Source organism: Nocardia sp. NPDC102475, assembly GCF_055584605.1.
The window spans coordinates 138,802-159,742 of record NZ_JBVJLS010000017.1 but is presented as its reverse complement, the minus strand read 5'-3'; the positions used below and the strand labels follow the sequence as shown (position 1 = coordinate 159,742).

Here is a 20,941-nt window from a genome sequence, read left to right as displayed (position 1 = left end):
GCGATGGTCGGACTCACGGTCTGAATACGCACCATCGCAACGCTTCTCGACCGGACCCCGCCGACAGTGAATACCGCGCGGACTGCCCGATCTTCGCCGTCGCCGCAATTGTCCGAACCCATGTACGGGCTCGGACAATCGGGCATTTCGCCCTGTCCCAGTGGACTGCTCGGGGCCGCGCACAGTCTTCGCGCTGAGGTCGCGCCGAAAGCACGCACGACATCCGAGATGCGGCGGTCGCTGGCGGCCATCACAGTGCTGCGGACGATACCGTCGAGGCGGGCGGCGGCGACACGAGAACATGCAGGGAGCCGCCGCAATCGCCGACGCTACCGATTCATACGAACAGCATCAGCCCGCGAGGCAGCCTGGACCGAGCAGCGCCTTCAGGTCACCCATCAACGCCGAGGACGGTGAAACCCGCAGGCTGTCATCCAATTTCCACAGCGACGTATTGTCGCGTGCGCCCACATGGCGGACATGGACGTCCGCGGTGCCCGGATGTCTGGACAGAATGCGCTTGAGTTCGCCGATCTTGTCGGGCGTGCACAGCCGCGTCGGCATGACGACCGCCAGCGGCTTGGCCACACCGATCGAGGAGAGGTCCGGGACGGCGAGATCGTTGGCGATCAAGGAGATCCGGTCATCGCGCACCGACACCCTGGCCTTCACCAGGACGACCGCATCCTCCACCACATCCGCGCCGTACACCGAATATGCCTGTGGGAAGAACAGCACCTCGATACCACCGGTCAGATCCTCGATCTGTGCCGAGGCCCAGGCCAGACCATTCTTATTGATGCGACGGTTGACCGAGGCGAGAATGCCGCCGATGGTCACCTGGGCGCCGTCCTTGATATCACCTTCGAGAATGGCCGGAATCGCCGTATCCGCCTGTGCCGCAAGAACATGTTCGACACCGTTGAGCGGATGTCCGGACACATACAGGCCGAGCATTTCCCGCTCCAGCGCCAGCTTGTGCTTGGTCTCCCACTCCTCCTCTGGCACCTTGACATTGAAGACCGAGGCCACCGACTCGTCGCCGTCGTCCAGCCCGCCGAACAGGTCGAACTGGCCGATCGCCTCGGCCTTCTTGGTGGACATCACCGCATCGATGGCATCGGAGTGGATCAGCAGCAGACCCTTGCGCGGATGCCCGAGCGAGTCGAATCCGCCTGCCTTTATGAGGGATTCGGTGACCTTCTTGGTGCAGGCGATGGCGTCGATCTTGTTCAGATAGTCCGAGAAATCGGTGAACTTCGACTTCTCCTTGCGCGCCTGGATGATCGAGGTGACGACATTCGCGCCGACATTACGCACCGCGCCGAGGCCGAAGCGGATGTCCTTACCCACCGATGCGAAGTTCATCTCGGATTCGTTGACATCCGGCGGCAGCACGGTGATCGCGAGGCGGCGGCAATCGGACAGATAGACCGCGGCCTTGTCCTTATCGTCGCCGACGGAGGTGAGCAGGGCCGCCATATATTCGGCGGGATAGTTCGCCTTGAGATATGCGGTCCAGTAGGAGATCAGACCGTAGGCGGCGGCGTGCGATTTGTTGAACGCGTAACCGGCGAACGGAAGGATGGTGTCCCACAGCGCCTTGATGGCCGCCTTGGAATATCCGTTGGCCTGCATGCCCTCCTCGAAGCCCTCGAACTCCGCGGCCAGCACCTCGGCCTTCTTCTTACCCATCGCGCGGCGCAGAATATCTGCTCGACCGAGCGAGTAGCCGGCCACTTTCTGCGCGACGTGCATGATCTGCTCTTGGTAGACGATCAGGCCGTAGGTCTCGCCGAGGATGTCCTTGAGCGGCTCCTCCAGCTCCGGATGGATCGGCTTGACTTCCTGCCGGTCGTTCTTGCGGTCGGCGTAGTCGTTGTGCGCGTTCATGCCCATCGGGCCGGGGCGATACAGCGCGCCGACGGCCACGATGTCCTCGAACGCGGTCGGCTGCATGCGGCGCAGCAGATCGCGCATGGGCCCACCATCGAGCTGGAACACGCCGAGCGTGTCACCGCGCGAAAGCAATTCGTAGGTGCGCGAATCGTCGAGCGGCAGCCGGTCCATATCCAGGTCGATGCCGCGGTTGGCCTGGATGTTCTCCAGCGCGTCGCCGATCACGGTCAGGTTGCGCAGACCGAGGAAGTCCATCTTCAGCAGGCCGATGGCCTCACACGACGGATAGTCCCAACCGGTGATGAGCGCACCGTCCTGGGGCCGCTTCCAGACCGGGATCGCGTCGGTGAGCGGATCACAGGACATGATGACCGCGCAGGCGTGCACACCCGCATTGCGGATCAGGCCCTCGAGGCCGCGCGCGGTTTCGTAGATCTTCGCGACATCCGGATTGCTCGCGATGAGTTCGCGCACCTCGGCGGCCTCTTTGTACCGCTCGTGCTCCGGATCGGTGATGCCGGACACCGAGATGTCCTTGGCCATGATCGGCGGCGGCAGCGCCTTGGTGATCTGGTCGGCGATGGCGAATCCGGGCTGGCCGAACAGCACTCGCGCGGAGTCCTTGATGGCGGCCTTTGTCTTGATGGTGCCGAAGGTGATGACCTGGGCGACCCGGTCGGTGCCCCACTTCTCACTCGCGTAGCGGACCATCTCACCGCGGCGGCGATCGTCGAAGTCGATATCGATATCGGGCATCGAGACGCGCTCGGGATTGAGGAAGCGCTCGAAGAGCAGACCGTGCGGAATCGGGTCGATATTGGTGATACCGAGCGCGTAGGCGACCAGCGAACCGGCCGCGGAACCACGGCCGGGACCGACCCGGATGCCGACGTCACGGGCGTGGTTGATCAGGTCGCCGACGACGAGGAAGTAGGCCGGGAAGCCCATCTCCAGGATGACGCCGATCTCGTACTGGGCCCGGTCCAGATAGTCCTGGGGCGCGCCGTCCGGGAAGCGGCGCTGCAGCCCGAGGTCGACCTCGCGGCGCAGCCAGCTGGCCTGGTCATATCCCTCCGGCACCGGGAAGATCGGCATCCGGTCGCGGTGCTGCCACACCTCGTCGTAGGACTGCACTCGCTCGGCGATCAACAGGGTGGAATCGCAGGCGCCGGGCACCTCCATATCCCAGATCGCCCGCATCTCCTCCGCGGACTTCAGGTAGTAACCGTCACCGTCGAACTTGAAACGCGTTGGGTCACTGAGTGTTTTACCGGTCTGGATGCACAGCAGGGCCTCGTGGTTGGTCGAGGCGTCCTTGGTGACGTAGTGGCAGTCGTTGGTGGCCAGCGGCCGGATCCCGAGCTTCTTGCCGATCTCGAGCAGCCCCTCGCGGACTCGGCGCTCGATGGACAGGCCGTGGTCCATGATCTCGAGGAAGAAATTGTCCGGTCCGAAGATCTCCTGCCATTTGGCCGCGGCCTCGAGGGCCTCGCGGTCGTGGCCGAGGCGCAGGCGGGTCTGCACCTCACCCGAGGGGCAGCCGGTGGTGGCGATGATGCCCGCGGCGTGCTCGGCGATGATCTCCTCGTCCATGCGCGCCCACTTGCCGAGCTGACCTTCCAGCGAGGCGAGCGAGGACAGCTTGAACAGGTTGTGCAGGCCGGTCGCGTTCTCCGCGACCATGGTCATATGCGTGTAGGCGCCGGAACCGGAGACGTCGTCGCCCTTCTGGCTGGGATCACCCCACTGCACGCGCTTGGTGTCGAACCGGGAACCCGGCGCGATGTAGGCCTCGATGCCGATGATCGGCTTGATACCGGCCTTCTTGGCGGAGTTGTAGAACTCCGAAGCCCCGTACATATTGCCGTGGTCGGTCATCCCGACCGCGTTCATTCCCAGCCGGTTCGCCTCGGCGAAGAGCGGAGAGATTTTGGCCGCACCATCGAGCATGGAGTACTCGGTGTGGTTGTGCAGGTGAACGAACGATCCGGACGAGGCGGCCAAGACGGTCCTTCCTCCCAAGGTCTCGACGGGGGTTGGTGTAGCGATTCTAGGGGTCCCCACCGACGAGTTCGGCTTCCCGCGCCGGGCTGACGCAGGTGCTCGGCGTGTCGGTGGTGAAGATCACCGGCGCGTCTCGCGACCCAGCATTGCGGCTGTCCGATTTCCGCGACAGTGGGGTGGTCCGCGGATCGCTCGACACTACGCGAGCCCTCGATCAAGCGCGCTTGCGCCAGACGAATTTCAAACCGGACCAATCGTTGTCGAACGCGGCCACCTTCACATCGACGACGCCGATGGGCAGCAGCAGCTCGCGCAGATCGTTCTCGGTGATATCGCTGACGTGCCCGCCCGCTTTGCGCGGCCAGGCGATCCACAGCATCGCGCCCCGCCTCAGCGCGGCGGCCAGTTCCGGGGCCTCGTCGGCCAGGTCGGCAAGTTCGCGAAAGAAAGCGAGGACGACATCCGCGGACTCGGGCTCATCGGTGGCGATCGCGACCTCCGGTGGTAGATCCGGAATCTGCCAGCCTGCGGGCGCATGCCGCAGCACTACACGGTGGCCGGATTTGATTCCGATCTTCTTCGCCAGCGGCGTCCCGGAGTAGCCCGCGGTCATGGACACGACTGTATCCGGCAGGACCCCTGGGCTCCGCAAGTCGGCAACCGGCCCCAGCGGGTCTGGTGGTGCCTTCAGTTCGATCGGCGCAGCCGGGCCCGGATTCTGCAGGCGCTATAGGACCGATCGGCGCTGAGTCTGCTGGTGCTGTCGGGCCGATCGGCGATGAGTCTGCTGGTGCTGTTGGGCCGATCGGCACTGTTGGGCGCGGATTCGGGGGGACCGCCGCGATAATCAGGCGATGAGGTGGCGGAGACGTTCGGTGAGCACGCGATGACGACCGCCGGTGTGGCGGTTGTCGCCGGGGCGGTATTGATCGTCGGCGCGCTGCTGGTCTGGTCGCGGACCGGGCGAGCGGTGACCACTCCGGCCGAGCGGGCGGTGTACAGCGCACTGCATACGGCCTCGCTGGCCGCGCGCCCGTTGCGGCAGGGGTTGAACGATCGGTCCGCCCAGGAGGCCGCGCCGCATCTGCGGACACTCACCGGTGCCGACGCGTTGGGCGTCGCCGATCCGGATGGCACGCTGCTGGCTTGGGACGGGCCGCATTCGGATCTGGCCGAACCGTTCGCCGATGCGGCCAGGCGGGCGGTGGCGACCGAGCGACCGGTGCTGGTGTCGGGGCCTGGTCGCAGTGAACATGCCGGGCGAACACTGATCGCACAGCCGCTGCTCATCGAAAATGGCGGGGTGGCTGGGGCTTTGGGGGTGGTGACCACGGGAAAGCCGGAGCCAGGACGGCTGGGTGCGGTCGCGGAGGTGGCGCGATACGCCTGCGGGCAGCTGGAATTGGCGGAACTGGACGCCTCGCGGGCCCGCCTCGATCGGGCCGAGGTGCGTGCGTTGCGGGCCCAGATCAGCCCGCATTTCATCTATAACGCGCTGAATACCGTTGCGTCCTTCGTACGTACCGATCCGGATCGGGCGCGCGAGCTGATCCTGGAGTTCGCGGACTTCACCCGATATTCCTTCCGTGCCGCGGGCGAATTCACGTTGCTCTCCGACGAACTGCGCAATATCGAGCGGTATCTGGCTCTGGAACGCGCCCGGTTCGGTGATGCCCTGCAGGTTCGGTTGCAGATCGCACCGGAAGTGCTCGGCGTCGTACTGCCGTTCCTGGCGCTGCAACCGTTGGTGGAGAACGCGGTTCGGCACGGTTTGGCCGGGGCGACGCGCGGCGGCACGGTGACCATTGTCGCGACCGATGCGGGTACCGACTGTGTGATCAGCGTCGAAGACGACGGAATCGGGATGGATCCGGATCTGCTGCGCTCCGGTGCCCTCGACGCCATCGAAACCGGAACCGGCCCAGCGGGTTCCGGCGAATCCGCCCATGTGGGCCTGGCCAATGTCGACGACCGGCTGCGGGCGACCTTCGGCAACGACTACGGCCTGATCGTGGAGACCGCCCCCGGCGCGGGCACCAAGGTGAGCCTGCGCGTCCCGAAGTTCCGCGCCGGCATCCAGGCCTGACCACACACGCCTGCTCCGCACGGCACCCGGCTCCCGCGCGACCGCACGGCTCCACCGACGAACGCGCGTGCGGCCCGGTAACGACATCCAGGTCAATGGTGAAGAGGCTCCGCTTACGATGGAACGACTGTGACCCGGACCACCGACCAGTCCGCCGCCGCACTGCGCGTGCTCGCCGTGGACGACGAGAAGCCCGCTCTGGACGAGCTGGTGTATTTGCTGCGCGCGCAGCCGGGGGTCGGTGAAATCCACAACGCCGGCGATGCGACCAGCGCATTGCGGCTGATGCGGGCGCATCCCATCGATGCGGTGTTCCTCGATATCAATATGCCCGGGCTGGACGGCATGGAGTTGGCCGGCATCCTGTCCGAGTTCGCGAACCCGCCCGCGGTGGTCTTCGTGACGGCCCACGATGACCAGGCGATCGCGGCATTCGATCTGGGTGCGGTGGACTATCTGCTCAAACCGCTGCGGGAGGCGCGGTTGGCGGAGGCGGTGCGGCGGATCATCACGGCACGCGCGACACCGTCCCCGGCTGTCACGGCCCCGCGCACCGACCCCAATGAGGTGATTCCGGTCGAACTGGGTGGGGTCACCACGCTGGTACACCGGTCGAGTGTGAGCTGGGTGGAGGCGGAGGGCGACTATGCCCGACTGCACACCAGCGGCGGCTCGCATCTGGTGCGGATTCCGTTGTCGGCGTTGGAATCCCGGTGGGAGAACGCCGGATTCCTGCGGGTGCACCGGTCTTATCTGGTCGCGCTGCGGTTGGTGACCGGGCTGCGCACGGTCGGTACCGGAACGGTGGTGCGGCTGCGGGCCGACGGCAAGGCCGCAGCGGTGGAGTTGCCGGTGAGCCGTCGGCAAGTGCGCGAGCTGAAGCAGCGGCTGGTGCACGGGCCGCGACAGCAGTGGACGAATCCGTGACCACTCCACAGCGTCCGACCAGACAGCGCGTCGTACTCGCCGAACGCCGCGGTGCGCGACGCGTACGGACCCGCACCGAGGTGGTCGAGCAGACCGAGATCGGCGAGGCGCTGATCGGCGGGCTGATTCGGGCGCAGTTGGGGTTGGCGGTGCGGGTGGGGTTGGTCATGGTGCTCGTATTGTGTTCGCTTCCGGTGCTTTTCCGGCTCGGGTCGGTGGGATCGTTCGTTCTGCTCGGGGTACGGCTGCCGTGGTTACTGCTCGGCATTGGCGTGTATCCGGTGCTGTATGGCGCAGGACGGCTGTACGTCCGACTCGCCGAACGCAATGAGCAGGACTTCCTGGAATTGGCCGAGGACTGACATTCATGTCCCCCGCCACAACACCAGCACTCACGGTTTTCGCCTTGCTGTTCGCCGCCCTCGCCACGGTCGCGATCGGCGTCTACGGTGTTCGATTGGCGCGCACCACCTCCGACTTCCTGGTCGCCTCACGCAGCGTCGGGCCGCGCTGGAACGCGGCCGCGATCTCCGGCGAATACCTCTCGGCCGCTTCATTTCTCGGGGTCGCGGGACTGATTGCGAAATATGGCGCGGACGCGCTCTGGTATCCGGTCGGGTTCACCGCCGGATACCTCGGACTACTGCTGTTCGTGGCCGCGCCGCTGCGCCGGTCGGGCGCGTACACCGTGCCCGATTTCGCGGAGTTCCGGCTCGGCTCGCTGCGGCTGCGCAGACTGGCGGCGGTCGTGGTGGTGCTGGTCTGCGGGGTGTATCTCATTCCGCAGTTCCAGGGCGCGGGGCTCACGCTGCACATCCTGCTGAATGTGCCGAAATGGGTCGGCGCGGTGGCGGTCGGCGCGATCATCATCGCGAATGTGGCCGGCGGCGGCATGCGGTCGATCACACTGGTGCAGGCCTTCCAGTACTGGCTGAAGCTGACCGCGGTGGCGATTCCGGCACTGGTGCTGCTCGGACATTTCCTGGCCGAGGACCGCGAACTCGGCACACCTGCTCCCCCGGTGGTCACCGAGCGCACCACCGTGGATGTCAGCACCGGCGTCATCGTGCAGGTCGGTGCGCCGCAACAGGTTTCGATCACCGGAACACTCGACGATCGCACGGTGGACGGTCCGGTCCTGCTCACACCCGGCGCACACGAACTGGCGGCGGGCACCGAACTGACCCTGGAGGCGGGCTCCACCGTCCCGGTGGTGGCCGGAGCGCCGACGGACGGTGCGGCCTGGCTGGCGCCCGGCGGCGGATTCGGCGGCTCCCATCCCACCTACCAGGTGTATTCGCTGATCATCGCCACTTTCCTGGGCACAATGGGACTTCCGCACGTATTGGTGCGGTTCTATACGAATCCCGATGGCCGCGCGGCGCGCACGACCGCACTCGCGGTGATCGGCCTGGTCGGAGTGTTCTACCTCTTCCCCATTCTGCTGGGGGTTTTCGCGCGGCTGTACGTGCCGCAGTTGCTGATCACCGGCACCTCCGATGCCGCCGTGGTGCTGCTGCCCGGATCAGTGCTGGCGGGCCTGCCGGGACAACTGCTGGCGGCACTGGCCGCGGCGGGTGCGATCGCGGCATTTCTTTCCACTTCGTCCGGGCTGTTGGTCAGCATCGCGGGTGTGCTCAGCACGGATATGCTGCGCGGACGGATTCGTGACTTCCGGGCCGCCGCGGTATTCGCCGGTGCCGTGCCCCTTGGTGTTTCGATCATGGTGGTCTCGTTGGATCTGTCCCGCACTGTCGCCCTCGCCTTTTCGGTCGCGGCCTCGACCCTGTGCCCGCTGCTGGTGCTGGGCATCTGGTGGCGCGGTCTGACGGCGAAGGGCGCGGCCACCGGACTGATCGTGGGCGGTCTGGCGGCGGGCGGTGCGACCGCGGTTTCGGTGACCGGCGGCATTTCCGACGAGCTCGCGGACGGCTGGCTCGCGGCCGTCCTCAGCTATCCGGCGGCGCTCAGCGTACCGCTGGCATTCGCGTCGATGATCCTGGTCAGCGTGCTGACGCGCGGTCAGAACGCTCGCACGATCGGGCGCATCTTCGTCCGAATGCACGCGCCGGAGCGGCTGGGTATGGGCGCGGACCGGGAGCGCGCCATCGGTCTGAGCCGCTGACCGTTCGTCGCGGCAGGCCGACCGTTCACCGCACAAACCGGCGCCTTCACAGAGTGATCCACGCCACATCATGAATCCCTCACGAGGGTCCCCTTATGGTCGGCGGACAGTAAGTCACGTCACACGCTAGGACCCTGCGATGACCAGTATCGACCTCGACAAAGATGGCACGCCACCGCGGCGCACGCCGACAGCGGAGGATTTCGCCGCCGTCCAGTCGAGTCCCCAGTTCCAGGAATTGCGAAGCCGGTTGCGCCGCTTCATCTTTCCGATGACCGCACTGTTCCTGGTCTGGTACCTGAGCTATGTGTTGCTCGGCGCCTACGCGCACGACTTCATGGCCACCGAGGTCATCGGCAATGTCAATCTCGGCCTGCTGCTCGGCCTCGGGCAATTCGTCTCGACGTTCGTGATCACCTGGCTGTATGTCCGGTTCGCCAACAAGGAACTGGATCCGCGCGCCGCGTCGATCCGCAACTACCTCGAGGGAGACCAGGCGTGAGCATCCAATATCTGTCCGCCGCCGAGAAGGTCGGCAACCCGGCCGCGAATATCGCCATATTCGGCCTGTTCGTGGCGATCACGATGATCGTGGTGATCCGGGCCAGCCGCAATAATCGCACCGCCGCCGACTATTTCACCGGCGGCCGCGGCTTCACCGGCCCGCAGAACGGCATTGCCATCGCGGGCGATTACCTTTCCGCCGCAAGCTTTCTCGGCATCGCGGGCGCGATCGCGGTATACGGCTACGACGGGTTCCTGTACTCGATCGGCTTCCTGGTGGCCTGGCTGGTCGCACTCCTGCTGGTCGCCGAAATGCTCAGGAACACCGGTAAATTCACCATGGCCGATGTGCTGAGCTTCCGGCTCAAAGAAGGCCCGGTCCGCACCGCCGCCGCGCTGACCACGCTCGCGGTCTCACTGTTCTATCTGCTCGCGCAGATGGCGGGCGCGGGCGGTCTGGTCGCGCTGCTGCTCGATATCTCCGATAAGACCGGACAGAGCATCGTCATTGCCGTCGTCGGCGTGCTGATGATCGTGTACGTGCTGGTCGGTGGCATGAAGGGCACCACGTGGGTGCAGATCATCAAGGCGGTGCTGCTCATCACCGGCGCGGCGCTGATGACGGTGATGGTGTTCGCCAAGTTCGGCTTCAACTTTTCCGACATCCTCGGCTCGGCACAGGATGCGGTGCACGGTTCCAAGACCAAGGGCGTAGCCGCCCGTGACGTGCTCGCCCCCGGCGCCCAATACGGCGGCAGCGCGACCTCCAAGCTGAACTTCGTCTCGCTCGGCCTGGCGCTGGTGCTCGGCACCGCGGGTCTGCCGCATGTACTGATGCGCTTCTACACGGTGCCGACCGCGAAAGAGGCACGGCGCTCGGTGGTTTGGGCGATCGGCCTGATCGGTGCGTTCTACCTGTTCACCCTGGTGCTCGGTTATGGTGCGGCCGCCATTGTCGGACCGGATCGCATTCTCGCCGCGGCGGGCGGGCAGAATTCGGCGGCGCCGTTGCTGGCCTTCGAACTCGGCGGCGTAATCCTGCTCGGCATCATTTCCGCGGTCGCGTTCGCCACCATCCTCGCGGTCGTCGCGGGCCTGACCATCACCGCATCGGCATCGTTCGCGCACGATATCTACGCGAGCGTGATCAAGAAGGGGCAGGTCGACGAGAACAAGCAGGTCAGGGTATCCCGGATCACCGCGGTGGTGATCGGTGCGCTGGCCATCGGCCTCGGCATCCTGGCCAACGGCCAGAACATCGCCTTCCTGGTGGCGCTGGCCTTCGCGGTCGCGGCGGCGGCGAATCTGCCGACCATCGTGTACTCGCTGTTCTGGAAGCGGTTCAACACCACCGGCGCCCTGTTCAGCATGTACGGCGGCCTGATCTCGACCATTGTGCTGATCGTGTTCTCCCCCGCGGTATCCGGGACGAAGACCTCGATGATTCCGGGATCGGATTTCGATTGGTTCCCGCTGTCGAATCCGGGAATCGTCTCCATCCCACTTGCTTTCGTACTCGGTGTGGTCGGCACCTTCCTGGGCGGGCGTAAGCCGGAGGATCCGGCGAAGCAGGCCGAGATGGAGGTTCGCTCGCTCACCGGTGTCGGCGCGGAGAAGGCGGTCGTGCACTGACCGAATCCGACTGAGCTTGCCGCCCTTGTTGTTTCGAGAGGATAGATCGACGTTGACCAGTGCAACCACCGACCCGACCACCTACCCGCCGGATGCGGCATTCGCCGCGAGCGCCAATGCCGATGCGGCACTGTACGATCGCGCCGCCGCGGATCGGCTGGAGTTCTGGGCCGAACAGGCTCGACGGTTGCATTGGCATCGGCCGTGGACCCGGGTCCTCGACTGGAGCGACGCGCCGGTCGCGAAATGGTTCGTCGACGGCAAACTCAATGTCGCCTACAACTGTGTGGACCGGCACGTACTCGACGGGTACGGCGAGCAGGTGGCCATCCATTGGGAGGGCGAGCCGGGCGACTCCCGCGATATCACCTATGGCGAGTTACTCGCCGAAGTATCCAGGGCGGCAAACTATTTCACGGAGCTCGGGCTGCGGACCGGCGATCGCGTCGCCATCTACATGCCGATGGTGCCGGAGGCGATCGTCGCCATGCTGGCCTGCGCCCGGCTCGGGCTCACCCATTCGGTGGTATTCGCCGGATTCTCACCGACTGCCCTGCGCCAGCGGGTCGACGATGCCGGGGCGCGTCTGGTGATCACCACCGATGGGCAGTGGCGGCGCGGTACCGCCGCACCGCTGAAGGCCGCGGTCGACGAGGCGCTTGCCGATGGCGAGCACACCGTCGAGCACGTACTCGTGGTGCGGCGCACCAACATCGAGGTGCCGTGGACCGAGGGCCGCGATCTGTGGTGGCACGACACGATCACCGACGCGTCCCCCGATCACGAGGCGCAGGCCTTCGACGCCGAACATCCGCTGTTCATCCTCTATACCTCGGGCACCACCGGAAAACCCAAGGGCATCCTGCACACCACCGGCGGCTATCTCACCCAGGCCGCCTATACCCACCACAACGTCTTCGATCATCGTGCGGGACAGGACGTTTACTGGTGCACCGCCGATATCGGCTGGGTCACCGGACACAGCTATATCGTCTACGGACCGCTGGCCAACCGCACGACCCAGGTCGTCTATGAGGGCACCCCGAACTCCCCCGATGAGCACCGGCATTTCGACATCATCGAAAAGTACGGCGTCACCATCTATTACACCGCCCCCACCCTGGTGCGGACCTTCATGAAGTGGGGTCGCGAGATTCCGGACGCGCACGACCTGTCCTCGCTGCGACTGCTCGGCAGCGTCGGCGAGCCGATCAATCCGGAGGCCTGGCGCTGGTACCGAGAGGTATTGGGCGGCAATCGGACTCCCATCGTGGACACCTGGTGGCAGACCGAGACCGGCGCCATCATGATCTCCCCGCTGCCCGGTGTGACGGCAACCAAACCGGGTGCGGCGATGACCCCGCTGCCCGGCATCTCCGCGAAGATCGTCGACGACGACGGCGCCGAACTCGCGCACGGCCGCTCCGGACTGCTGGTGCTGGATCAACCGTGGCCCTCGATGCTGCGCGGTATCTGGGGTGATATGGACCGGTTCCGCGAGACGTACTGGGACCGATTCGCCGACCGCGGCTGGTATTTCGCCGGTGATGGCGCCAAGTTCGACGACGGCGGCGACCTCTGGGTGCTCGGCCGGGTCGACGATGTCATGAATGTCTCCGGTCACCGGATCTCCACCGCCGAGGTCGAATCCGCGCTCGTCGGACATGCCTCGGTCGCCGAGGCCGCGGTGGTCGGCGCGAGCGATGCGACCACCGGGCAGGCCATCGTCGCCTTCGTCATTCTCACCGCGGGCGCGCACAATTCCGGCGATGCGCTGATCGGTGAGCTGAAAGCCGCTGTCTCCCAGGAGATCAGCCCCATTGCCCGACCGAGGGAGATCCATATCGTTGCGGAACTCCCGAAAACCCGCAGCGGCAAAATCATGCGCCGCCTGCTCCGCGATGTCGCAGAGGGTCGAGAACTCGGCGATACGTCGACCCTCGTCGATCCGTTGGTCTTCGAGGCCATCGCCCGCGGATAGGCGCCGCCCCCACGGCGGACCCGGCCACCACGACGATGAGGGGGACCGGGTCCGCCCCGCCGCCTCGGCGGACTCGCCGCCGAGATCGCGGCGCAAACTCGGCACCCGGCTAGAATTCCGACGTGCGAATTGCCGCGCTCCGCCTCTGCGCTGTCGTCGGCGCCATCCTGATCGCCACCACTTGTCAGCTGCTCGGTGCACCGCGCGCGCAAGCCCTGGCAGACAAACGCTGCTACACCAACGCCGCGGGCACCCGCTGCTACTACCTGCATGTACCGCCGGGCAGCAGTGCGGGTAGGCCGCTGATGGTGTACCTGCACGGTTGCAACGACCCGCTCACCGAGGCCCAGCCGAGGGGGTTCTCGCTCACCCGGGTCGCCGACGAAATGGGTTTCGTACTCGCCTATCCGATCCAGGACCAAGCGGCCAACAAAGACTACTGCTGGAACTGGGACAAGGCCGAGGACCGCGAGCGCGGCCGCGGCGAGCCGTCGATCATCGCGGGCATCACCACCACGCTCATCGAAGGATTCCAACTCGATCGCTCGCGGGTCTATCTCGGCGGATACTCCGCGGGTGGCGCGATGACCACCAATCTGGGCGCCAACTACCCGGACCTCTACGCGGCGATCGCCCCGATGGCCGGTGCGCCGTATCGCTCCGAACTCGGCGGGCAGGTGATCATCGACGCGATGGCTGCACGTGCCCGCCCGATGCCGACATACTTCCTGCAGACCCTCTTCGACGAGATCAGCAATTACGTGATCGGCCGCACCAACCTCGCACAGTGGCGCGAGGCCGATAACCTCGCGGATCCGGGTTCGGTGCCGAACCTGCCGACGGGGCAGGAAGTTCTCGCCGCCGGACCGGGTCTTCCGATCCCGCTCACCGTCGAGCACTACCAGAGTCCGCGCGGATGTGAACTGGCGCAATTCACCACACCGCTGCTCGCCGAGCACGCGATAGGGGCACGCGTCGTTCAGGACGACAAGGGCATCGATGTCCAGCGCAACCTGATGCGTTTTCTGCTCGCCCACCGCATGACCGCACCCCACCAAGCCTGTTAGTCGACGAAGGCGTTTTGCGCGCGGGCCACTCGCAAAGCCGTTGCCCACCAGACCAGTTCGACAGCACCAATTCCTCCTGCTAGCAGGCCAGCCACACTGACCCGGCGGTAAGAACCGACACGCCTCGAGACACGCCGCTGAATTGCTGCCGCGAGTGCCCCGTTTGAACCGTTCGACGGGTTCATCACGTAGTCAATGCGAACGGCGGCGCCTGGTGGCCGCGCATCGAGGAGACCCTATGAAACGACTGGGACCGTGGCTCACCCTGGCGGCAGTGGCCGTACTCGGCCTCGTCCTACTGGTCATCAATATGTCCAAGGACACCGAACCATCGGCCGCGAATACGAATGCGGTGGTCACAACCACCCCCGTGGCCACGACGCAGACGCCGCTACCGACCACCACTGCGGCTGTTCCATTTCCAGGCAAGGCCGACTACGTGGGCACCATCCCGCTCGCCTCCGGCGGCACCATCACACTCGAGATCACCGTCGCGGGCGACAAGGCCATCGCCTATGCCTGTGACGGCAAGAGCATCGAGTCCTGGTGCGAGGTCCCGCCACGAACGGGTCCTTGCAGCTCACCGGCAAAGACGACGCGAAACTGACCGGCGCCTTCGACGGCAAGGCGGTGCTCGGGACACTCTGGATCGGCGGTAAGCAGTGGAACTACACCGCGAATCCGGTGCAACCACCCGCCGGACTCTATGTCTACAGCGAGGCGGGCACCCGCCAGAGCTGGATCGTCGATGCGAACGGCGGCGTCACCGGCGTCCAACGCAATCCCGACGGCTCCACCACCCCTGCCGTCGGTCTCGCGCCGGACGCGACGGCCATTGTCAACGGCAAAAAGGTAACCGCGAACAAGGTAAGTGGTGGTGACAGTGTCGGCTGATCGAGAAGCGCCGACGGTCCGGGTGAATCCGGGCCGAGCGTCGGCGGCGGCCATCATCATTCCGTTGCTCGCTGGCGCGGCGGTTTCGGTGCTACTCGGCGTCTACGCGAAACAGCATGAACCACGGTTCTTTTCGATCAATGTGGCCGGATTCTCCAGTCCGGTCGCAGTGAAGACCTGGCTGGCCACCCTGGCCACCGCACTCGCGCTGTTCCAATTGCTTTCCGCGCTGACCATGTACGGCAAGCTCGGCGCGATCTTCCCGAAGACCCCGTCGTGGATCGCACCTGCGCATGTCTGGTCGGGCCGACTCGCCGTCCTCGTCACCGTCCCGGTCGCCGTGCACTGCCTGTTCGCCTTGGGTTTTCAGGACTACGAAAACCGCGTACTCATCCATTCCCTGCTCGGTTGCTTCTTTTATGGAGCATTCGTCGCCAAGATGCTGTTGCTGACCCGAAAGGGCCTGCCCGGCTGGGTCATTCCGGTCGCGGGAGGCCTGGTACTCACCGGGCTGACCGGTCTCTGGCTCACCTCGGCCCTGTGGTTCTTCCAGCACAACGGCATCACCTTCTGATCGGAGTCCGATATGACCAACGATGATCTCGTCCTCGACCGCCGCCGCGCCGTAATCGCGGGCGCCGGGGCAGCGGCCGCCATGGCCGCACTGACCGCATGCACCACCTACGGCAAGACCGACGCGGCCGAGCCACCCAAGGCCGCCGCCGGATCGACCGGACCGAATGTCGCCGCCGGACAGCCGAATGCCATCGCCACCACTGCCGAGGTGCCGGTCGGCGGCGGGGTGATCAAGGGCGATGTGGTGGTAACCCAACCGAATGCCGGTTCCTTCGTCGGCCTGTCCTCGACCTGCACACATGCGGGGTGCAAGGTCGCGACGGTTTCCGGCGGCACCATCAACTGTGCCTGCCACGGCAGCAAATTCGGTCTCGACGGTTCGGTCGTCAACGGCCCGGCCAACCAGCCGCTCGCCCCGAAATCCGTTCACGTCGAGGGCGACTCGATCGTCTTGGGATAACCAGCGCGCCATCTGCCGCGCGGCACACCGACCGCGCGGCAGATCGCACAAAGGCTCAGGCCCCGCCGAACAATTCGGCCATCCGCCGGTCCATCTCATCCGGCGGCACATCCTCGACGTGCGTGGCCACGGTCCACCGGTGGCCCCACGGATCCTCGAACGCACCACTGCGATCACCATAGAACTGCGTGGTCATCGGGGTGAGCTCCTTGGCGCCCGCGGCGAGGGCGGCGCTGAAGGCCGCATCGGCGTCCTCCACATAGACGTAGAGATTGACCGGCGTGCCGCCGACCGTCTTCGGGTCGAGGAAATCCATATCGGGCGCCGGATCGCCGACCATGATGAGCGAATTGCCGAACGTGAGTTCGCAGTGTGCGATCTTGCCGTCCGGACCAGGCATGCGCATCCGCTCCGATGCGCCGAAAATATTCTTGTAGAAGTCGATGGCGGCCGCCGCCCCATCGATTGCCAATCCCGGCGAGACCACCGGATAACCCTCGGGGATCGGTTTCACATCGGACATGGGATACCTCCGATCGAGGCGTTTGTCGGACAGGTGCGAGCCTATTCCTCACCCGAGGGCGACATGTCTGATCGGAGCAAACAGCTACGGACTCATTCGTTCCACGTGACCTGCGTATTGATCGTCTGCTGCAGCATGCTCGCACTGCGCGGGTCGCGGTAGGCCTGGTGTCCGCCGAGTGTGATCGAGCCCGCGACCGGCAGCGGCAGACCGAGATCGACGGTGATCGTGCCCGAGCCCTGCATGACATAGTCCTTGATATCGAGGGTGCCCGCGTTATTGGGCAGCGACCACACCTGCGACTTCGGTTTCTGGGTCACCTCGAGTTCGATGGTCAGCCGGTCACCCTCGCGCTTGGTCAGCGTCGCGGTGGTCACCTGATCGAGTGCGACACCGCCGTCGACCTCCTGCTGCACTGTCCACACCGCACCCTCACCGACCGGTTGGTCGGGAAAGGTGATCGAACGGTAGACCGCCTGGTAGAAGGCCTGTTCCAAAGCCGTGCGGGCGTTATTGGAGGTGTCCGGTGCCGGGGCTAGCCGCAGCGCGGTGATCGCGCCGAGTTCGCTCATATCGAATCCGGCGTGCGAGCCGTCGGCGGCGGTGAGCGCCTTGGCCAGCGACGGATCCGGGGTGGAAATGGCGCCGAGAGTCAGCTCGACACCGTCGCCGTCGGTCTGCGCCGTCATCGGAATCGTCAGTGCGGGCGAGGAGAAATCGCTCGGCGGCTGATCATTGATCTGCTGCTCGATGTGGTGATCGGTGCGCAGCGTCACCTGCTGCACCGTGCCCGCCGGATAGCCGGGACGCAGCAGCGATCGCGGCTCCTCACCCGCCGAGACCACAGTGGCGACCGCGGCCGAAATCGGCACGGTCACTTCCTTGCCGATGCCGACCGGCTCGGTGCTGTCGGAATCGACGCGCGACTCGGCACCGTCACTACAGCCGACACCGAACGCGGACAGTCCGACCGCGAGCACCACCAGAAGCACACCCGAGCGCGCGATTCGGGGTACATGGGAGGAAGACAACACCGTCACGAGCATCAGAGTACGACCGCTTCCTGAGTGTCAGCTGGGACATGCAGGTGACCGCGTGCGTAGCGCAAATCGTTACTCGAGAGATGATGGTCGGCGTGAGTGACGACCGGCCGCCCGAGGACAAGCCCGCCGATGGCGCGATGCCACCCAGCGGCGACGCAGAAAATCCGACCCCGACCGCCGATCCGGGGAAGCCCGCCGCACCGTTGCGGCTACGCACGCTGCTGATCATCGCCGCGGTATTGCTCGGCCTGGACCTGCTCACCAAGACCATTGTGGTGGCCGAGCTGACCCCGGGCGATCCGGTCCCGATCATCGGCGATTTCGCGCGATTGTCGCTGGTACGCAACCCGGGCGCGGCATTCTCGATGGCCACCGGCATGACCTGGCTGCTGACCCTGGTCGCCGCGGCCGTGGTGATCGGGGTGATCCGGATCGGCCGCACGCTGCGTTCGCTGTGGTGGGCGATCGGGCTCGGTATGGTGCTCGGCGGCGCGCTCGGCAATCTGGTCGACCGATTGTTCCGCGCGCCCGGACCACTGCAGGGACATGTGGTGGACTTCATCGCCGTCGGCTGGTGGCCGGTATTCAATCTGGCCGACTCCTCGATCGTGTGCGGCGCGATCCTGCTGGTGGTGCTGACGGTCTTCGGGTTCGAACCCGACGGCACACGCGCCGGACACGGCCACCCCGAAGCGACCGCCACCGAGACCGCGAAGCCGGACGAGCCCTCGGACAACGGCGCCAACGGTGCGGCCAGCAGCAAGGGGAATGCGGCGTGAGAGAAACTCGGACCATGCCGGTACCCGACGGACTCGACGGGATGCGCGTCGACGCCGGGCTATCCCGGTTGCTCGGTCTGTCCCGCACCGCCGTGGCCGCGCTGGCCGAGGAGGGTTCGGTGCAGCTCGACGGCGTCGCCGCGGGCAAATCGGATCGGCTGGTGGCGGGGGCCTGGCTGGAGGTCGAGTTCCCGGAACCGAAGCGTGAACTCACCATCGACCCCGAGCCGGTCGAGGGTATGAGGATCCTCTACGCCGACGATGACATCGTCGCGGTCGACAAGCCGGTCGGCGTCGCGGCGCATACCGGCGTCGGTTGGACCGGGCCGACGGTGGTCGGCGGACTGGCCGCGGCGGGCTACCGCATCTCGACCTCGGGCGCGCACGAGCGGCAGGGCATTGTGCACCGGCTCGATGTCGGCACCTCCGGGGTCATGGTGGTCGCGCAGTCCGAACACGCGTACACCGTGCTCAAGCGGGCATTCAAACAGCGCACCGTCGATAAGCGCTATCACGCACTGGTACAGGGACATCCGGATCCGAGCAGCGGCACCATCGATGCGCCGATCGGCCGGGCCCGCGGCGATGCCTGGAAGTTCGCGGTCACCGCGGACGGACGCCCGAGCATTACCCACTACGACACCGTCGAGGCGTTCCAGGCGGCCAGCCTGCTCGATATTCATCTGGAAACCGGGCGCACCCACCAGATCCGGGTGCATTTCTCCGCGATCCGGCACCCCTGCTGCGGTGATCTCACCTATGGCGCGGATCCGCGGCTGGCGGAGCGGCTGGGGCTGGAACGGCAATGGCTGCACGCGCGTTCGCTGGGATTCAACCATCCGGCCGACGGCCGGTATCTGGAGATCACCAGCGAATACCCCGACGATCTGAAGAACGCACTCGACGTGTTGCGCAATGCCTGAAACATTGCGCCGCATTGCCATTGCCGTCGCGGCCGTCGGCTTCGTCGTGCTGATCGTGGTGCTCGGTGTGCTGAATCCCCCGCGACCGTCCGGCATTTCGACCGACCGGCTCGGTCCGGAACGGGGTGAGCATGTCGCGGATTACCTTGCGCGGGCACGAGATTCGCTGTCGGGTTCGGATAGCGACGAGCACTGGGCGCTGGTCTCGTTCACCGAACCCCTTACCCCGGACCAGATTCCGGCACATAGCGGCGGCCTGCGCATCGCGGCGGCCAGCCACCATGTGTCGATACCGCGGGTGAACACTCCGATCGTCACGGTTCAACTGCCCGCGGGGAATGCGGTGGCCGTAGCGTCTGCCGACAATGCCGCCTGGCAACTGCTGGCTCAGCACGCGACCGACGATCGCACCAACCACATCAATTCGGTGTCGGCGGCCCGCCTGCGCGCCGGGTGCGCCTGCACCGTCGGCCTCGTGGTCCGCGGCGGGCTCCCCCAACTCCGGGATCTGGCGACCCAGGACGGAATTCGCGCCGTGCAGGCCCTGCCCGCCGACGCGGTCGCCACCAGTTTCGCGATCGTTCCGCTGCTGCCCGAATATGAGGACATCGCACTGCCCGGTACGGACGACGGCCCCGTCCCGGATCAGTAGCGCGGCCGGACTGGTCAATCCGGCAGCGCCACAACACCATCCAGGTACCGGCGGCAGCGGCCGATGAGCAGTACCCGGTCACCCGCGAGTTCACAGCGCAGCCTGCCGCCGCGCCTGGACAGCTGACGCGCGCTGAGTTCGGCGCGGCCGAATTCGCGGCTCCACAGCGGAACCAGCTGTGCGTGCGCCGATCCCGTGACCGGATCCTCGACCACACCGAGATCCGGACCGAAGACCCGGGAGACGAAGTCGACGGTGTCGCCGGGCGCGGTGATCACCGCGTCGAAGGCGAGCGGCGGGAAGGCCGCGAAATTCGGCCGCGCCTCGCGCACTTCACGTTCGGAACCCACCACGATCACCTCGTCGAATCCGGTGTAGGCACGCACCGCACGGACGCCGAGTGCCTCCACCAGCGCGGGATCGGGCGTAACCTCCTTGGATTCCAGCGCGGGTAGGTCGAGTACGTATTCGTCGTCATCGGTGCGGTCGACGTGTAGCCAACCACTGCGCGTGAAGAAGCTCACCCGGTCCTCGCCGGGATGGATGTCCTCGAGAATCTGCGCGGCCGTCGCCATGGTGGCGTGGCCGCACATATCGACCTCCTGGGTCGGGGTGAACCAGCGCAGGTGGACGGCGGGCCACTCCCCGGGCGGACCGCCCGCCTCGACGGGTAATTGCGAGGTGTAGAAGGCGGTCTCGGCGAGGTTGTTCTCCTCGGCCAGATGTTGCAACAGCTCGTCCGGCAACCATGCCGGCAGCGGCATGACCGCGGCCGGGTTGCCCGAGAACGGTGCGTCGGCGAACGCGTCGATCTGATGCAGCAGTACCTCCATAGTCGAGAAGGTACTCCAACCCTGAATGATCGC

20 protein-coding genes are annotated in these 20,941 nt (G+C 66.0%); 15 read left to right on the top strand and 5 right to left on the bottom strand.

Annotated elements, in window-relative coordinates; translation table 11 throughout:
* Nucleotides 1–351: 351 nt before the first annotated feature.
* The gene (gene dnaE / locus ACZ60G_RS28645) at nucleotides 352–3,903 is read right to left on the bottom strand and encodes a DNA polymerase III subunit alpha (protein ID WP_465813759.1); all 3,552 of its coding nucleotides are present in this window, start codon (nucleotides 3,901–3,903) and stop codon (nucleotides 352–354) included.
* 214 nt (nucleotides 3,904–4,117) lie between these two features.
* Nucleotides 4,118–4,516 carry a DUF3052 family protein gene (locus ACZ60G_RS28640; protein ID WP_465813758.1) on the bottom strand — a complete coding sequence of 133 codons (399 nt, stop codon included), beginning with the start codon at nucleotides 4,514–4,516 and terminating at the stop codon, nucleotides 4,118–4,120.
* 273 nt (nucleotides 4,517–4,789) lie between these two features.
* On the opposite strand from ACZ60G_RS28640, the gene ACZ60G_RS28635 reads away from it, so the two are divergent.
* The 12 genes from ACZ60G_RS28635 to ACZ60G_RS28580 all read left to right on the top strand — a co-directional run bounded on the left by ACZ60G_RS28635 (nucleotide 4,790) and on the right by ACZ60G_RS28580 (nucleotide 16,155).
* Nucleotides 4,790–5,989, top strand: a complete 1,200-nt coding sequence (locus tag ACZ60G_RS28635) for a histidine kinase (RefSeq protein ID WP_465813849.1) — start codon at nucleotides 4,790–4,792, stop codon at nucleotides 5,987–5,989.
* 129 nt (nucleotides 5,990–6,118) lie between these two features.
* Nucleotides 6,119–6,916, top strand: a complete 798-nt coding sequence (locus ACZ60G_RS28630) for a LytR/AlgR family response regulator transcription factor (RefSeq protein WP_465813757.1) — start codon at nucleotides 6,119–6,121, stop codon at nucleotides 6,914–6,916.
* A complete protein-coding gene (locus ACZ60G_RS28625; protein ID WP_465813756.1) occupies nucleotides 6,913–7,278 on the top strand; it encodes a hypothetical protein in 366 nt (121 codons plus the stop codon). The genes ACZ60G_RS28630 and ACZ60G_RS28625 overlap by 4 nt, the downstream gene beginning before the upstream one ends.
* A gap of 5 nt (nucleotides 7,279–7,283) precedes the next feature.
* Nucleotides 7,284–9,041: a sodium/solute symporter gene (locus tag ACZ60G_RS28620; protein ID WP_465813755.1), complete on the top strand. Its 1,758-nt coding sequence runs from the start codon at nucleotides 7,284–7,286 to the stop codon at nucleotides 9,039–9,041.
* Between the two features lie 139 nt (nucleotides 9,042–9,180).
* Nucleotides 9,181–9,543: a DUF485 domain-containing protein gene (locus ACZ60G_RS28615; RefSeq protein ID WP_465813754.1), complete on the top strand. Its 363-nt coding sequence runs from the start codon at nucleotides 9,181–9,183 to the stop codon at nucleotides 9,541–9,543.
* Complete coding sequence (locus ACZ60G_RS28610; protein ID WP_387294986.1) at nucleotides 9,540–11,177, top strand: solute symporter family protein; 1,638 nt, start codon at nucleotides 9,540–9,542, stop codon at nucleotides 11,175–11,177. Before ACZ60G_RS28615 ends, ACZ60G_RS28610 begins: the two co-directional genes overlap by 4 nt.
* Before the next feature lie 52 nt (nucleotides 11,178–11,229).
* Nucleotides 11,230–13,158 carry an acetate--CoA ligase gene (gene acs / locus ACZ60G_RS28605; protein WP_465813753.1) on the top strand — a complete coding sequence of 643 codons (1,929 nt, stop codon included), beginning with the start codon at nucleotides 11,230–11,232 and terminating at the stop codon, nucleotides 13,156–13,158.
* A 122-nt stretch (nucleotides 13,159–13,280) separates the two neighbouring features.
* Entirely contained in the window at nucleotides 13,281–14,225 is a 945-nt protein-coding gene (locus ACZ60G_RS28600; protein WP_465813752.1) for an extracellular catalytic domain type 1 short-chain-length polyhydroxyalkanoate depolymerase, read from the top strand.
* A 238-nt stretch (nucleotides 14,226–14,463) separates the two neighbouring features.
* On the top strand, nucleotides 14,464–14,832 hold the full coding sequence (locus ACZ60G_RS28595) for a hypothetical protein (RefSeq protein ID WP_465813751.1): 369 nt from the start codon (nucleotides 14,464–14,466) through the stop codon (nucleotides 14,830–14,832).
* Complete coding sequence (locus ACZ60G_RS28590) at nucleotides 14,799–15,119, top strand: hypothetical protein (protein ID WP_465813750.1); 321 nt, start codon at nucleotides 14,799–14,801, stop codon at nucleotides 15,117–15,119. The genes ACZ60G_RS28595 and ACZ60G_RS28590 overlap by 34 nt, the downstream gene beginning before the upstream one ends.
* Complete coding sequence (locus ACZ60G_RS28585; protein ID WP_465813847.1) at nucleotides 15,109–15,693, top strand: DUF6529 family protein; 585 nt, start codon at nucleotides 15,109–15,111, stop codon at nucleotides 15,691–15,693. The genes ACZ60G_RS28590 and ACZ60G_RS28585 overlap by 11 nt, the downstream gene beginning before the upstream one ends.
* A 12-nt stretch (nucleotides 15,694–15,705) precedes the next feature.
* Nucleotides 15,706–16,155 (top strand): Rieske (2Fe-2S) protein, encoded by a 450-nt coding sequence (locus ACZ60G_RS28580; protein ID WP_465813749.1) that lies wholly within the window; start codon nucleotides 15,706–15,708, stop codon nucleotides 16,153–16,155.
* A 55-nt stretch (nucleotides 16,156–16,210) separates the two neighbouring features.
* On the opposite strand, the gene ACZ60G_RS28575 is transcribed toward ACZ60G_RS28580, so the two are convergent.
* Complete coding sequence (locus ACZ60G_RS28575) at nucleotides 16,211–16,678, bottom strand: VOC family protein (RefSeq protein WP_357474891.1); 468 nt, start codon at nucleotides 16,676–16,678, stop codon at nucleotides 16,211–16,213.
* A 92-nt stretch (nucleotides 16,679–16,770) separates the two neighbouring features.
* The gene (locus ACZ60G_RS28570) at nucleotides 16,771–17,724 is read right to left on the bottom strand and encodes a hypothetical protein (RefSeq protein ID WP_465813748.1); all 954 of its coding nucleotides are present in this window, start codon (nucleotides 17,722–17,724) and stop codon (nucleotides 16,771–16,773) included.
* Between the two features lie 77 nt (nucleotides 17,725–17,801).
* Between ACZ60G_RS28570 and lspA the strand changes: the two genes are divergently transcribed.
* From lspA to ACZ60G_RS28555, 3 genes are read left to right on the top strand one after another with little or no spacing between them, the layout of a single operon-like run.
* Nucleotides 17,802–18,500 carry a signal peptidase II gene (lspA, locus tag ACZ60G_RS28565; RefSeq protein WP_465813747.1) on the top strand — a complete coding sequence of 233 codons (699 nt, stop codon included), beginning with the start codon at nucleotides 17,802–17,804 and terminating at the stop codon, nucleotides 18,498–18,500.
* The gene (locus tag ACZ60G_RS28560) at nucleotides 18,497–19,423 is read left to right on the top strand and encodes an RluA family pseudouridine synthase (RefSeq protein WP_465813746.1); all 927 of its coding nucleotides are present in this window, start codon (nucleotides 18,497–18,499) and stop codon (nucleotides 19,421–19,423) included. The genes lspA and ACZ60G_RS28560 overlap by 4 nt, the downstream gene beginning before the upstream one ends.
* Nucleotides 19,416–20,075, top strand: coding sequence for a hypothetical protein (locus ACZ60G_RS28555; protein ID WP_465813745.1), 660 nt, complete (start codon nucleotides 19,416–19,418; stop codon nucleotides 20,073–20,075). The genes ACZ60G_RS28560 and ACZ60G_RS28555 overlap by 8 nt, the downstream gene beginning before the upstream one ends.
* Nucleotides 20,076–20,089: 14 nt before the next feature.
* Here ACZ60G_RS28555 and ACZ60G_RS28550 read toward each other — a convergent pair whose 3' ends face one another.
* Nucleotides 20,090–20,908 carry a PhzF family phenazine biosynthesis protein gene (locus ACZ60G_RS28550; RefSeq protein WP_465813744.1) on the bottom strand — a complete coding sequence of 273 codons (819 nt, stop codon included), beginning with the start codon at nucleotides 20,906–20,908 and terminating at the stop codon, nucleotides 20,090–20,092.
* Nucleotides 20,909–20,941: the final 33 nt, after the last annotated feature.

What these genes read in the sequence shown, in the direction of transcription:
- ACZ60G_RS28640 (WP_465813758.1), bottom strand. Translation starts at nt 4,516, where the DNA reads ATGACCGCGGGCTACTCCGGGACGCCGCTGGCGAAGAAGATCGGAATC.
- ACZ60G_RS28635 (WP_465813849.1), top strand. Translation starts at nt 4,790, where the DNA reads ATGACGACCGCCGGTGTGGCGGTTGTCGCCGGGGCGGTATTGATCGTC.
- ACZ60G_RS28620 (WP_465813755.1), top strand. Translation starts at nt 7,284, where the DNA reads ATGTCCCCCGCCACAACACCAGCACTCACGGTTTTCGCCTTGCTGTTC.
- ACZ60G_RS28615 (WP_465813754.1), top strand. Translation starts at nt 9,181, where the DNA reads ATGACCAGTATCGACCTCGACAAAGATGGCACGCCACCGCGGCGCACG.
- ACZ60G_RS28595 (WP_465813751.1), top strand. Translation starts at nt 14,464, where the DNA reads ATGAAACGACTGGGACCGTGGCTCACCCTGGCGGCAGTGGCCGTACTC.
- ACZ60G_RS28580 (WP_465813749.1), top strand. Translation starts at nt 15,706, where the DNA reads ATGACCAACGATGATCTCGTCCTCGACCGCCGCCGCGCCGTAATCGCG.
- ACZ60G_RS28575 (WP_357474891.1), bottom strand. Translation starts at nt 16,678, where the DNA reads ATGTCCGATGTGAAACCGATCCCCGAGGGTTATCCGGTGGTCTCGCCG.
- ACZ60G_RS28570 (WP_465813748.1), bottom strand. Translation starts at nt 17,724, where the DNA reads ATGCTCGTGACGGTGTTGTCTTCCTCCCATGTACCCCGAATCGCGCGC.
- lspA (WP_465813747.1), top strand. Translation starts at nt 17,802, where the DNA reads ATGATGGTCGGCGTGAGTGACGACCGGCCGCCCGAGGACAAGCCCGCC.
- ACZ60G_RS28555 (WP_465813745.1), top strand. Translation starts at nt 19,416, where the DNA reads ATGCCTGAAACATTGCGCCGCATTGCCATTGCCGTCGCGGCCGTCGGC.
- ACZ60G_RS28550 (WP_465813744.1), bottom strand. Translation starts at nt 20,908, where the DNA reads ATGGAGGTACTGCTGCATCAGATCGACGCGTTCGCCGACGCACCGTTC.